The sequence below is a fragment of the Thalassospira sp. A40-3 genome, assembly GCF_015871485.1.
Taxonomy (GTDB): domain Bacteria; phylum Pseudomonadota; class Alphaproteobacteria; order Rhodospirillales; family Thalassospiraceae; genus Thalassospira; species Thalassospira tepidiphila.
Genome location: NZ_CP065428.1, coordinates 25,258 through 38,903, shown reverse-complemented (window position 1 = coordinate 38,903; position 13,646 = coordinate 25,258). Strand labels below are relative to the sequence as shown.

Sequence of the window (13,646 nt, the reverse complement as noted above, 5' to 3'; positions counted from 1 at the left end):
TGTTCAATACTCCTTGATCGAGATCGGAACACGGATCAGTTGGCGCGGCACACGCCAGCGATCCTTGTAGGGTTTCGGGACAAGACGGACGAAAACGAGGCTGGCTTCGTCATCAACCGTGCCAAACAGACGGTCTGTGCTGTCTTCGTCGATGATCGACGGATAGGCCGAGAAGGTTTCGCCCTCTGCCGCGTCGCGTTGCAAAGGCTGGCGATAGAGCAATTTGGGTTCCGACCAGTTTTTGAGATCCGTCGAGTACGAATAGAAAAAGCCAGCAATGTCGGGCTCGCCCTTTTTGCGGATGCGATGGAGGTAAACGGTGATGAAACTGTTTGAACCTTCGTGGCGGACCAGCCCGCGGATGGAAGAAACACCCACCGGCCCGACGCGCGCGCATTCGGTTTCGCGTGCCGACCAACCCTGATCGGTCAGGGTTGCGGCCAGCTCGAAACTTGAGCCGTTCCAGACATCCCATCGTTTGGGATCATCAATCGGGGCGCGTACCAGACAATTGCGCGATTCTTCCCAGTTATCGGCGCGCCGCCAGACAATGGCGTAATAGTAATTCTGCCAGGAGATGATGTTGGTCACCGTCACATAGCTTGGCGCGCGTTTGCGATCATCGCGATAGGGTTCAGGCGGCGGGAACGGTGCATGTCGGGGCGGGTTGCCGAGATAATCAAAGGTCTTGCCGCCGTCACTTGATTTCAGCGTCACCAGACCATTGATCCAGCAATCGGTGCGCTTGGTGCGGCCCTTGCACGGCATGTCATGGCGATAGGGCATGAAACTGGCACTGCCCAAGGCATAAACATCGCGCCCGTCACGGGTATAGATCGCCTGAAGCCAGGTGCGATCATCAAGCAGTTCCGGCACCGCCTTGCCCGCCGCCTTGAAGCGGCTGTCGCAATCGGGTTTCAGACTGTTAAAGCCATAACCGACAAAGGCCCGGTTCTGAAAGTTGGGCGCAAACAGAACCATTTTGCCCTGATTGTTGCGAAAGGCACGGGCCGGTGAATCCGGCAGATGATGGTTGTCACATCCGGTGACGTCGCTATCAAAGATGACGGTTTCGGTGCCCGAAACAGTTACCTCGGCGGCCAGCAAATCCGGGTTCCAGCCAAACATACCCCCGACCGACAAGCCGATCAGGAATGCCGAGAGACCTGTAATGCGTTTTGAGAAACGAAGTGTGCCCAAGGTTTCACCCGCCAGGTTTGAAATCAAATGAGAAAGTGTGGTGCGTGGCGTTACTGGGGGTTACGCCACGCACCAGACAGCAAGGTCACGCCGCCTCTGCGACGTATGGGGCCGGGGTACTGCCCAGGCGGTGTGCCATGCTGTTTTCTTCAAGGAAGTTTTTCAGATCGCCAAAACGCTTCTGATAAGTCTTTTCGAACAGATCAAAATCGGCGTTATCCCAGGCTTCCTCGAACGAGAATTTGTCCATGTAGCGACCATCCACGAACGGAATGCCAAGCGTTCGGACAAATTCGCGGGTGCGCGTGTCATAGGTGACATAAAGCGCCGGAACTTCGTTGGCCAAGGCCAGCAAATTGCCATGCAGGCGATAGCCGGTCACCGCATCAAGGTTCTGTTCGGCCCGTTCAAAATCAGCGACACTTTCAAACACCGAAAGCGATGATTTATAAAGGTCCAGCAACGGATCTTTGGGACCATAGAACCACTTTTCCGCGGTCAGTTTTTTGACGGCCTCGTCCATCACAGCCGCGTCATTTTCGACCTGTTTGGAACGCGCGTAATAGATCTGCTTTTCTTCGAGTTCGCCGGCACACAGGATTTCCGTGTCATAGCGTTCGGCCAGTGTGCGCAGCATAAAGCGTTGCTGGGTCTGGAAACCGTGCGTCTTGCGGCGAAGCGTAAAGCCCAGTCTTTTGATCGATGCGGCATCAACCCGGCGCAATTTCAGTTCCGGTTTGCAATGACGGAACGCCGTCGGGCAGCCAAAGATGCGGACATTTTTGATCCCGATCGAATTCAGCGCCTTTTTCGACAGATTGCCGCGCACGCCAATCGATGCCGAGCGATCTGCAACCAGATTCAAGAACCGCCGGGTCGACTCATTGACGTAGTTTTCGGAATTGTCGGGAACCTGAACACCGATGCCAAAGGCAATCACGGGGACCTTGGTTTTTTCAAGAACCGCTGTGATCGGATCCCATTGACCGTTGGTGTTGATATAGTTCGATCCGCGCAGAAAGATGTAATCAAGCCGGTTGATCTGTTCGATCTGGGTTTCCGAAATATTGCCGTCTGAGGGCACATAGATCGGAAAAAGTTCGGAATAATCGAGAATGCGCAGCGAGGAATCATAGACAAAGCAGTCACCGATATTGGTGAATAACGTCTTTGCCTTTTCCGGCGCATTATAGGTGTGGGTGACAACACCAAGATTGCCCTCAAGACGGCCAGCGGGCATCAATACGCCAATGCGGGGCTTGCGCCCCCCGGTGGGGAGTTCGGGTGCCATTTTATGCTCCTGCGTGTTTGGTTCGTGTCATTTTTGACGTTGTTTCGAACCGTTGCTCGTGTTTGGAAGTGCAGGTCTTGCGAGGTGTGGTTAAGCCGCACTGACCTCGCGGGATTTAAGGCTTTGTTCCCAATCAAGGGCATGGCGCACGATGGCATCCAAGTCATCATGAACCGGGGTCCAGCCGAGTTTTTGGCGAATACGATCAGCCGCAGCAATCAGGGCTGCCGGATCACCGGGGCGACGGTCGGCAAGTTCGACTTCGAAATCAACGCCAGACACCTTTTTGACCGCACCGATCACTTCGCGCACCGAGAAACCGCGCCCATAACCACAATTCATCACGTCGCTTTCGCCGCCGCGTTCAAGATATTCAAGGGCCAGAACATGGGCATTGGCGAGGTCGGATACATGGATGTAATCGCGAATGCAGGTGCCATCGGGGGTTTCGTAATCTTCGCCGTAAATGGCCATTTGCGGACGCGTCCCGGTTGCCGCCTGGCTTGCGATTTTGATCAGATGGGTTGCCTTGCGCGATGTCTGGCCGGAACGGCCTTTGGGATCGGCGCCGGCAACATTGAAGTACCGCAGCGCGACATAGCGCAAGTCATGGACGATGGCGGCATCGGCCAACATCTTTTCGGTCATCATTTTTGATGTGCCATAGGGCGAGATCGGCTTAAGGGCAAAGTCCTCGTTAATCGGGGTGGCTTTTGGTTCGCCGTAAACCCCCGCGGTCGAGGAAAAGATGAAATGCTTTACGCCGCTATCCACGGCAACTTGCAAGAGCGCACGCGAATTGACCGTGTTGTTGCGATAATATTCCAGCGGATAGATGACCGAGTCCGGGACAATGATCGACCCGGCAAAATGCATGATCGCCGTCACATCATGTTCAGCGATGACGCGACGCACCAGATCTTCGTCGCCACAATCACCTTCGACAAACGCCGCCCCGGTTGGCACTGCCCAGCGATGCCCCTGACTCAGATTATCCAGCACGACGACATCGCGCCCGCCATCGAGAAGTGCAAGTGCCGCGTGACTGCCGATATACCCTGCGCCACCTGTTACAAGTACAGTCATTGCCGTGTCTCCTTGTTGATGTTGCCTGTTTTGGTTCAGGCTGCTTTGGAAGGCACGGCCGCCCGGCGATCCCGATCCGGGTCACCAGAACGGCCATACCGGGTGGGATCACGCGACCTTTCGCTGAGGCTGCGTATCAGCTTTCATGACATCGACCATTTTGTGATCGATGTTGTTTTCGGTCAGGAACTGCGCCATTTCGCGATAGGTCTGGAACCAGGCGCGGTTGAACTTGTCGAACAGATCCTGATTCCAGTAATCCTCAAGCACGAATTCCTTTTCCGAGAACACGTCATAGGACGGGATCTGATAGGTTTCGGCGAATTCGACCGTGCGGCTGTCATAGGTGAAGTAAATCGACGGAACACCGTTCGACAGCGCCATCAGATTGCCGTGCAGGCGATAGCCCAGCACGCAATCCTTGGTCCGCACCAGATCCTCGTAATCGGATACGACATCGGAATAGAACAGTTTCTCGCGATAGAGGCGTTCCATCGTGTCATCGAGATACCAGTTCTTGACCCAGTCGTTGTTTTTGAGCGCCTGCATGGCTTCTTCGCGCTGGGCGTTGCTGCCAAAGACGAGCTTTTTCTCTTCGGGTTCGCCCTGGGCCATCAGGGTCATGTCATCGAACCGGTCGGCCAGATGTTTGACCAGATCACGATGGAACGTCAGGTAACGTTTGATGTCCTGGGCATAGGCCGGTGAAACTTCGCGGCGCAGCGTAATGCCGACATTTTTCACGCTATCGAGCGATGGCAGCTTGATGCGCATGTCGGGATTGTTTTGCCTAAACGCGGTCGGGCAGCCGACAATGCGAACATTGGTGATGCCAAGATCCCAAAGAACCTGTGCGGTATAGGCCCCGCGCACACCGATGGAGGTGGTGGAATCAGCCATCATCCGCAGGACCGTTTTGGTCTGTTCGGACAGTTCGATCTTGCCTTTGACCGGGGCCTGCGCACCGATACCAAAGCCCAACACGGGTAATTTCAGGCGCTTGAGAACGTCGATGGTATTGCGCCAGTCCATATCGGAATGGATGTAGTTCGAGCCGCGCAGGAAGACATAGTCATATTCCTCGCGAAGGCGGTCGATGTCTTCCATCTTGGGATCGGCAATCGGCAAGACACCAAGCTTGTCGTAATTCATCAGTTTGAGCGATGAATCGAAGACAAAGGCATCCCCGATATTGTGGTAGTGATTGATGCTCTTTTGAACATCCTGATAGTTGTACCATCGGACGCAGTCGTGGTCGTAGACTTCGCCGGACGGGATCATTACGAGAACGCGCGCCATGTTGTCTCTCCTTGGTTGATCACGTTTTTGTTCTGAATTCATGCCGTGCTTGCCACGGTTTGCGGGCTCGCAGCCTTTGCGGACATACGGCGCGTTTCCAGAACCTCCCGATACTGCGCGAGATGTTGCTCGGCGCATTCCTGATAGGTCATCACGCTCGGTATTCCCTCGCGCATCCGATCCCAGATCTTGTTGTCGCTGAGAACTTCGATCATCCGATCAGCAAGGTCTTCGGCACTTCCGACCCGGAAATGCAGACCATTCACACCGTCGGTGATTTTTTCGGCCATGCCGCCAATGTTCGAACAGATCATCGGACGCCCGTGGAAGAAGGCTTCCTGGATCACGACCGGCGAGTTTTCCCACCAGATCGAGGGAATGATCGTCCAGTCGGCGAGTTCCATCAGCTTGGGCATTTCGGTATTCTGATAGGCCCCGTAAAAGCGGACACGTTCGCCGGCCTTTTCGATCAGGTCATGGACCTTGTCCTGATATTCCTTGGGTTGGCGATCAAGGTTGCCGCCAAAGATCATCAGCCGCGCATCATCGCCCCAGATGTCATCAGGCACACGCCCGACCGCATCCAGAAGGATGTCAGCCCCCTTGAACATCGTCAGTTGCCCGAAGAAGGCAAAGCGCGACCGGCGCGGCTGGGTTTTGGAAAGCGGGCGGTCCTTGGCCCGTTCATTGATGTCGAGACCGTTTTCGATCACCGACATCTTTTCGGCCTTCATGCCCCAGTCAATGAAGCGGTTAGCCAAAAATTCACTGGGCGAGACATAGTGATCGGCCAGTTCCAGCATCGCCTTGATGAAGCGTTCACGCCGCAGGAAGGAGGCTGGCGAGATATTGGGGAAACAGCCATTGCAATCAATCGGGCTGGCCCGGTTGCACAGCTTGGTTCCGCCGCTTTTGATCATCTGCCCGTGATTGTGGCAGATCGTCAAAAACTCGTGGAAAGTAAAGAAAATCGCGGTTTCGGGCAGGGCTTCGCGAATGGCATAGATGGTTTCGAGCCCAAGGCCGAGATAGTGGTGGAAATGCACGACATCGGGTTCGTAATCCTTCACAAAACGGAGGAAATCGCGATCAATTTCATCCGTGCTACCGTTTGAGAGCAGGAAGTGATCATAGTTTTCCGCGTGATAAAGGATTTCGTTTTCCTTTTGCCGCAGGCTCATCAGGGCCGAGGCCCCGTGACGCGGCACGGGATTGCCAACGCGGGCGAGATAAAAGCTTTCGACCCCGTCGAGCTTGTTCAACCCTTTATGCAGGTTGTAGGAGGCCACTTCGGCCCCGCCCAGCGAGATGCTGGGATGGCCGTGCGAAATAACGAGGACGCGTAAATCAGTCGACGGCATTGTTGTGGCTCCGCAAGTTTGAAACGACCAATGACCAGCGGCGATCAAACGCCCAGCGGTCAAGACGATTGGATAGTTCCTCCCAGGCAGGGGCTTTGCTTATGGATTGTTCGCTGCCCAGTACTTCGACATCGGGGATCCAGTAGGATGGCGTCCCCGCCATGCGCAGCTTGAGTGCAAGGTCGAGGCTTTTTTCCGCTGGGCCGATATAGCCACGGGTAAAGCCGTCACTGTCCTTGAAGGCCTTGCGCGGCAGAATGCAGCATTCCAACGTGCCGGCACTGACTTCGCTGGGTTGGGCATCGGCAAGAACCGCGCAAGGGTAGCCGACATAGCGATCCGACAGATACTGCCCGCCATTGGCATTGCTGTTGATCCAGGTCCCGGCCCAACGGACAGAATCGTCTTCAAACAGGATGGTCGGCGATACGAGAACCTTGTTGCCGCGTTTGATATAGGCGGCATGCAACTGATCAAACCAGCCATCATCGCGCGGCAGAATGTGTGCCGACACCAGCCCGACTGTTTCGGAATTGGTGGCATCAACGCCCACTTCGAGCGCATCGCAATAGTCTTCGACCCCTTCGGCGAAAACGATCCGGGTGTTGAGTTTGTAAAAGGCGGCAAGGCGCAAGATTTCGCTGCCAACCTGATCAAAACTTTCGACCGGCCCGGCAATGACAATCGGCAGATGGCGGGTGGCACTATCAAGGCCCAGCAGGGCAATGGTGACGCCGATATCATTGATCGTGTCATCGACACCGACCACAAGGGTCACCGGCGCGTCTTCGTCAAAGTCGCCGATATCATGGATATCCACCGCATAGGGGCGCTGTGCCGTCATGGCCTGTAACATCGGACCAAACTGACGTTCGATACTGTTTGAGGCCGTGACCGACCGCGGATCAAGCGAGGGCAAAACCCGTGAAAGGGCCTGACGGGCGGACGCACGCGTCGGGTTCAGCGGGCAATAGGCCGGAAAGGCATCGGTGATGCCCAGTTCAAGATAGGTCGCCTGATCGGATGGCGGGGTAACATCCAACGGGCAAAACACCAAAAAGCCGTGATTATTCCGGGCCGGGTTCATGCCAGAGAACATCGGGTCATTGGCAAAGGCATCGGTGACATCGGCGCGTGACTGACGCGTCCAGTGATCGTCAATACGGACGACTTCACCGCCAACCCGCAGTGACACATCCTTGACCGCCCGGTCGGGATCAAGCATCCAGCCGGAAATCAACACCCCGCTTCCTTCGATCAGAAGAGAGAAATCGATGCCGATGCGGACCGGGCGATCGAGTTCGGAGACCGTGTCGCGGCCATCAAAACGATGTGCGGCCATTTTAAGGGTATGCAGGATTTTTTCCGGTGCGCGCACACGATCAAGGACCGAGCGAATATGGGCCGGAACATCGGGCGGTGCGACCAGAACACGGTGTTGATACACCTCGATCGAGTACCAGGTGTCGCGGCCGCGGAAGTAAACCCGTTTGAGTTTTTTCGGATTGATCGGCTTATCGCCCAGCATCAGGCCGGTTACACCGGATGCCTCGTCGCCCAGATCATCGCGCTGAAAATCGGCACTGGTCAGTTCCGCCAGTATCGGAGAATCCGCCATGGCAATGACGCGGGTGCGTCCGGTGGGGAAGCCGCTTGACCAGCCCTGAATATAGACATCACCCTCTTCGAGCCCGCCGAGTACTTCGATAAAGCCGTTGCTGCGCGCGGCACTTTGCACAAGTGCGGCCACCTTGCTGAGGCGTTTTTTATCCGGATCGCCGGCCAGCAGGGCTTCGATCAAACCATCAATCACGGTGGCAAAGGCCGGGCCGGATTGATCGGCAACAGAGGACAGAACCGCCTCAATGCGCTGCTGACGATTGTCGATGCGGTATTCACGCGGCTTGCCCGCGCCGCGGAACAGGGCCGTTTTCAAACGACGTGCGGAGACATCCTTCATCGGCAAAAGGGCCACAAAGCCATAGGCATTGTCGGGTTCCGCATCGTGGCGGCGCCATGAAATGATGGATGCCTGGACTTTGGCGTCAGACTGGCTGTTGAGGTAAATATCAATCGTTGCCGGCAGGGCATTCCCCACCCCGACCATCAAAGCCAGACCTTCATCTACCAAGGCGGCGACGACGGTTCTGCCATCCAGTGGCATTCCATGCTGTTCGGTCATGCCCAGGCCTCCTTGTGTTTACGCGTGTGTTTCAAAGCAAATGATTGCCGTGCCATGGCGATCACCAGACAAAGGCGCCGATTGCCAACCCGGTGGTCACACCAATCAGGCAGGACAGGATCAGCAACGGGGTTTTGAGATCATTGGTGTGGCGTGCGGTCAGGGCCGAAAGGCGTTCGTCAAAGCCACCGAGTGACTTGTCAAAGCGCACCAGAAAGACTTCGAGTTCATCGACCCGGCTTGAGAGTTCTTCCTGGCCGTTGCGCACCAGTTTCACGCCGGCCTCGATGCCATCATCGGCGGACGCCAGTTCATCCATCCGCTTCGACGCGCTGACCAGACGTTTGGCGGCTTCGCGCTGGCCGTTTTGCAAGATGTGCTGTGCGGCCAGCAGGCGATCCAGACGATCCAGAATTTTGCCAAGCGGGGCATTGAGCGCCGTGTGGGCTTCCTGTTCGCTTTGCGACGGGATGCGCAGCGTGATTTCTTCCTTGGTGCCGGGCATGACGGCACAGACCGTCAGACTTTCGACACTGGCAACCGCAGCGTCGGGCAATTCGACTTCGAACGCGTGTTTTCCATCGCCGATACCGTTGCGGCGCAAATCGACACGTTCGTTTTCGGCGGTTTCACGCAGCAGGGCATGACCGTTCAGGCGCACGACCACCTCGATCCGGGCGTCCGGGCTTTGCGGCGACCAGACCCAGCCATAGAGCCGGTTCTGATCAATGGCATCAACCCGCCCTTCAAGGGTCGGTGCGGTTTGTTCGGCATCTTGCGCACCTGTTGACGCCGGGGTCGGGGCCGGCGTCGGGATTTCTTCCATCGTCTGTTTTTCGGCAACAGCCATAGTGGCCTCCTTGTTAAACGTCAGGCGGCAACAAAATCAGGGCGAACCATGCGGCGGATCATCGCCAGATATTGCTCGGCAACATCGTCAATCCCGGCCGGGGGCCGGACATGGCCCGACAGTTTTTTCCAGAGTTTCGGATTGGTTGCGCAGTCCTTCATCACCCGGGCCAGTTCGGCCGGATCATCGGGGCGGACATGAATGCCGTCATGGCCATGGCGGACCATTTCGGCCATGCCACCAATTGAACTGGTGATCACCGGGCGGCCATGCTGGAAGGCTTCCTGAATGACCAGAGGCGCGTTTTCCCACCAGATCGAGGGCACAACGACCCAGTCGACCCGTGCCATCAGATCGGGGATATCTTCGCGTTGATAGGCGCCGATATGGCTTACCTGCGGGCCGCTTTGTTCGACCAGATCGGCGATGCGACTGGTGAACTGATCGGTCTGATACAGGGCCGCACCATGAATGCGCAGATTGAAGTCGACCGCGTCTGCCGAAAGAATTCGCCCGGCTTCAAGCAGGACATCCGCGCCCTTCCACGGGTTGAGATTGCCGAAATAGCCAAAGACATTAGGCATGCCGGCCGCCCCGATATCGCGTTTGGGCGCGGCGGGGACAGTCGGGCGACCATTGTTGATTACCGAAATCCTGTCGGGGCTGATGCCCCATTCGATATAGCGATCGCGAAGGAACTCGCTGGGCGAGATAAAATGATCAACCGCGCGCAGATGGTTGCGCAGATTGACAGCGCGCATCGCATGTTGATCGGGCGTAAAGCCATCAAGGCCGGACAGACGCCCGGTGGCGTCGGCCTTGGTATAGCGGGTTTTGGTCCCGCGATGGATCATCAGGCCGTCATTGGGGCATATCTGATAATAGTCATGCAGGGTCATCACGATCTTGCAGTTCGGCAGAACACGGCGGATCAGCATCGGCAATTCGATGCCCCACAGGACCAGATGATGGATGTGCACCACATCCGGTGCCCAGCTTTTCAAAAGACGCGCGAAATCCGGGGCGACGGCATAAAGATCGGTCTGGGACATGTTGAAGCGGTCAAAATGCCCGGCCCAGAACAGCATTTCATCGCCGGCATCATTGATCGCCTGAAAACTTGTGCCCGGGCGGCGTTCGCGGTGAACATCGTTGGTCGCCCCGATGAAAAGCGCATCGCATTCCGCACGCTTATAGGCATGAAACAGATCATGGGCGAAAATTTCAGTCCCACCCGGATGGAGATCGGGGTGATTATGGGCAAGCACCATTATCCGGGGATTCATGCGGTCCTCCGTGGTTTCTGGGCAATCAGGAAATCCTGGTAATGGGCGGCCGTTTCGCCGCGCCAGGTGCCAAAGCTTTTGGTGTGGATATCGAACCCGGCATCGGTCAGGGCACCCTCAAGAAACGCATCGTCGATGCCGACGGCCGCCATCGGGTTTTCACCGCGCAGGTGCCAGCAAGGCTGACCTTCGGCCTTCTCAAAGCCTTTGAGGCGTGCATCGCGGTCGGGATTTGACGGGTCGTCATCTTCGCGGATGACAAAGGCGGTCAAAAACAGCCGACCGCCCGGGCGCAGCACACGAAAGACCTCGGAACAATAGGTTTCGATTTCGTCTGGCGGCAGGTGGGTTGCCACCGAGATCATTGCGGTGAAATCGAATGTTCCGTCCTGAAAGGGCAGTCGCATGCCACGCCCGCTGATTTCGCCTTCGGGGTTGTAGAGTTCGTTCTTGATGTCCGAACACTCGAAGCGGAAATTCGGATAGGCTGGCGTGATGGCGCGCTTGCACCAGTCAATGCCGCCGCGCACCGGATCCATGCCGCGATAGATCGCCTGTTTCGGGTTGAGGAACTGTGTCAGGGGGACGGCAATCCGGCCAATGCCACAGCCGATATCAAGAACATCCTCGGTGGTTTTAAGCCCGGCCATGCGCACGAAATGACCAAGGAATTCCGCCCCGATGGCGCGGTAATCGCCATCGCCGACAAAGACGTCTTCTTCGGGCGGGACCGGGAGGAAACGGTTGGAAATGATCTGTTCGCACAACCAGGAAAGATGGGTATCAGCCATATCAGAATTCAGCGGGGACTGGTGTTCGGACAGTGCAAGAACCTGGCTCATGCCGCTTCTCCGTTGGGGGTTTTTTGCGATCGGCTTTGCGGCACACCGTTGGTGTGAAGATCTTCGAGCGCATCCGCCCAGCGCGACGCATGCAGCCAGGCGTTATATTCGGCAGCCACCCCGCGCATGTAATCGGCATGGGTCGAGATCGATTTGCGTTCGAAGTGATAGAGGCTGACATCGGGGACGTATTTGATGTCGAAATCGGCCTTACGAATTTTCAAGCAAAGGTCGCTGTCTTCGTAGTCGCCAATGACATAGTCCTCGGTAAAGCCATCGACCGCGTCAAAGGCATCGCGATGGATCATCATGCAGGCACCGGTGACACCGGGGACCGAGCGTTCAATATTGGCATCCCGGAACTGGTCGGGCATGCCTTTGTGATAGTGATAATTCAGCCACTTGCCGCTTTCATTGCGGGCAAAATACATCCCGGCATGCTGGATCGAGCCATCTTCAAACAGAAGTTTCGGCCCGACGACTGCGACCTCATCCGGACCGCCCATTTTTGACGCCATCCCCTGTGCCCAGCCGGGCGTATGGGGAATGACATCGGAATTGAGCATCGCCAGATAATGGCCTTTGGCGTTCTGCGCACCGGCATTACATGCCCGGGCATAGCCGCCATTGCGGGTCATCACGACCAAACGCATCGGGATGCCATAGAGAACATGCAGACCGCGCAATAGATGTTCGCATTCTTCGGCCTGTTCGGGGGAGTCGAGTACAAAGACCAGTTCGCAATATTTCGCGACCCAGTCATCACATGCAAAGGCGCCGATTTGCGCGCGCAGGAAACCAAGAACACGATAGAGCGGCACAATGATCGACACATCCGGGTCTTCATGCGGGGTGCCGATATCAATCACCCGATCAACCTTGGCAGAGGCCATCAGTTTTTGCTGCAAGTCGCCAATCACCGGTGCCAGGCAGTTTTCAATAATCTCTGCTGTCAGGTGTTGCGGCGGGACGGCGCGCAGGATGCGGGCACGGGCCTCGGCCGGGTCAATCGGCTGCGCGGGGGGCACCATCAGATGGCGGTTGCCCGATTTCAGGCGCATCAGGCTTCGGGGTTGAAGGATGGGAACCGGGCTTTGGATATCCTGATAAAAGCCGACAAAACCGGTTGCCGGAACTGTCTGGCCATCGTCCTGTACATTGCCCTGATAACGATAAAACCCGTCGCCGAATGGATGGGCGATACCGTTGCTATCGAGAATATCGATGCTGGCAATCATATCGACAGGATCGCGATACCAGCCGCCAATCAACGTGCCGCGCGCGGTCGTGACCGCAAGATCGACTTCGCCACTGGGAAGCGATCCGCCACCTGAGACGCGCTGGCTTGAGAGCGGACAGCGGAGCTGGAATTCAATCGCGGCCTTGCTTGATTTCATGTCAGCACGGGCAAGCGACCCGATGATATATTCGCGCAAATCGGCATCCGATTTGCCCTTGGTCTGCCACCAGCGCGCCAGAGACGGCAGGGATGAGACATCGGGCAGATGGCGAATGGCAAGGGTGCGCACACCGGTCACGACCATATAGGCCCCGGATGCGGTGCTTGGCTGGTCGGCAATCAAGTAAACCAGTTTCTGCCCGCGCGGCCCGGTCTTGCTGATATGGGGAAGCTGCGTCAAACGCTTGAACCCCGAGGGCGCGACAATAAAGACGGCCTCGATATCGTGAAAGGCATCGGGCAAAGCGGTTGCCAGCAGGATCTTTTCACCGGAAAGCTTTGCGACCGCCTTGGCCGGTTTTGGCCGATCAACAATCTCGGCAACCAGTTGAAGAAGGAAACTGTTGTAGCTTTTGGACAGGCGCAGTCGAAACAGGCTGGCCCACATGCCCAGAAGGGTCGAGACCAGCGATAGCCGCCCGGCAGGCGTCACCCCGTTCAGCAGCGTTGATGCACTGGCAAATTCAAAATCGCCATCGGGATCGATTGTGATCTCGTCCTTGCGGCCCAGCGTTCCGGCCTCGGCCAGAATTGTGATCGGTTCATCCTTGGGACGGCGGATGACGCGCAACAACCGGGTCCCGCCCCCGTCAAGTGGCAACCGCAATGTGGCCTGCGGTGAAATCGCAGCACCATCAATCGTTTCAAGCCGGGGAACTTCCCACAAACGGGTGGGTGTATCCCAACTTAACAACAACGTATCAGGGTTCAGCAGGCAAACACCGGGCGCTTCGCCGGTCGTCCGCACTGCATCGGACGAGGCAAATTCAAGCATGACAATCTTTCACTA

10 protein-coding genes are annotated in these 13,646 nt (G+C 56.6%); all 10 read right to left on the bottom strand.

Annotation, left to right across the window (positions count from 1 at the left end):
* Positions 1 to 3: 3 nt before the first annotated feature.
* The gene (locus IT893_RS00145; RefSeq protein ID WP_197146444.1) at positions 4 to 1,200 is read right to left on the bottom strand and encodes a hypothetical protein; all 1,197 of its coding nucleotides are present in this window, start codon (positions 1,198 to 1,200) and stop codon (positions 4 to 6) included.
* Between the two features lie 85 nt (positions 1,201 to 1,285).
* Positions 1,286 to 2,491 (bottom strand): polysaccharide pyruvyl transferase family protein, encoded by a 1,206-nt coding sequence (locus IT893_RS00140; RefSeq protein ID WP_197146443.1) that lies wholly within the window; start codon positions 2,489 to 2,491, stop codon positions 1,286 to 1,288.
* A gap of 90 nt (positions 2,492 to 2,581) precedes the next feature.
* Complete coding sequence (gene galE / locus IT893_RS00135; protein ID WP_197146442.1) at positions 2,582 to 3,577, bottom strand: UDP-glucose 4-epimerase GalE; 996 nt, start codon at positions 3,575 to 3,577, stop codon at positions 2,582 to 2,584.
* 108 nt (positions 3,578 to 3,685) lie between these two features.
* The gene (locus IT893_RS00130) at positions 3,686 to 4,876 is read right to left on the bottom strand and encodes a polysaccharide pyruvyl transferase family protein (RefSeq protein WP_008888997.1); all 1,191 of its coding nucleotides are present in this window, start codon (positions 4,874 to 4,876) and stop codon (positions 3,686 to 3,688) included.
* 38 nt (positions 4,877 to 4,914) lie between these two features.
* Positions 4,915 to 6,237, bottom strand: coding sequence for a glycosyltransferase family 4 protein (locus tag IT893_RS00125; protein ID WP_197146441.1), 1,323 nt, complete (start codon positions 6,235 to 6,237; stop codon positions 4,915 to 4,917).
* Complete coding sequence (locus tag IT893_RS00120; protein WP_008888995.1) at positions 6,224 to 8,419, bottom strand: hypothetical protein; 2,196 nt, start codon at positions 8,417 to 8,419, stop codon at positions 6,224 to 6,226. Before IT893_RS00120 ends, IT893_RS00125 begins: the two co-directional genes overlap by 14 nt.
* Positions 8,420 to 8,480: 61 nt before the next feature.
* A complete protein-coding gene (locus IT893_RS00115) occupies positions 8,481 to 9,269 on the bottom strand; it encodes a hypothetical protein (protein WP_197146440.1) in 789 nt (262 codons plus the stop codon).
* Between the two features lie 20 nt (positions 9,270 to 9,289).
* Positions 9,290 to 10,555 carry a glycosyltransferase family 4 protein gene (locus IT893_RS00110; protein ID WP_197146439.1) on the bottom strand — a complete coding sequence of 422 codons (1,266 nt, stop codon included), beginning with the start codon at positions 10,553 to 10,555 and terminating at the stop codon, positions 9,290 to 9,292.
* The gene (locus IT893_RS00105) at positions 10,552 to 11,397 is read right to left on the bottom strand and encodes a class I SAM-dependent methyltransferase (RefSeq protein WP_197146438.1); all 846 of its coding nucleotides are present in this window, start codon (positions 11,395 to 11,397) and stop codon (positions 10,552 to 10,554) included. Before IT893_RS00105 ends, IT893_RS00110 begins: the two co-directional genes overlap by 4 nt.
* Complete coding sequence (locus IT893_RS00100) at positions 11,394 to 13,631, bottom strand: glycosyltransferase family 2 protein (RefSeq protein WP_197146437.1); 2,238 nt, start codon at positions 13,629 to 13,631, stop codon at positions 11,394 to 11,396. The genes IT893_RS00105 and IT893_RS00100 overlap by 4 nt, the downstream gene beginning before the upstream one ends.
* Positions 13,632 to 13,646 lie beyond the last annotated feature (15 nt).

Coding starts and splice junctions, on each gene's coding strand:
- IT893_RS00140 (WP_197146443.1), bottom strand. CDS start 2,491: ATGGCACCCGAACTCCCCACCGGGGGGCGCAAGCCCCGCATTGGCGTA.
- galE (WP_197146442.1), bottom strand. CDS start 3,577: ATGACTGTACTTGTAACAGGTGGCGCAGGGTATATCGGCAGTCACGCG.
- IT893_RS00130 (WP_008888997.1), bottom strand. CDS start 4,876: ATGGCGCGCGTTCTCGTAATGATCCCGTCCGGCGAAGTCTACGACCAC.
- IT893_RS00125 (WP_197146441.1), bottom strand. CDS start 6,237: ATGCCGTCGACTGATTTACGCGTCCTCGTTATTTCGCACGGCCATCCC.
- IT893_RS00120 (WP_008888995.1), bottom strand. CDS start 8,419: ATGACCGAACAGCATGGAATGCCACTGGATGGCAGAACCGTCGTCGCC.
- IT893_RS00115 (WP_197146440.1), bottom strand. CDS start 9,269: ATGGCTGTTGCCGAAAAACAGACGATGGAAGAAATCCCGACGCCGGCC.
- IT893_RS00110 (WP_197146439.1), bottom strand. CDS start 10,555: ATGAATCCCCGGATAATGGTGCTTGCCCATAATCACCCCGATCTCCAT.
- IT893_RS00105 (WP_197146438.1), bottom strand. CDS start 11,397: ATGAGCCAGGTTCTTGCACTGTCCGAACACCAGTCCCCGCTGAATTCT.
- IT893_RS00100 (WP_197146437.1), bottom strand. CDS start 13,631: ATGCTTGAATTTGCCTCGTCCGATGCAGTGCGGACGACCGGCGAAGCG.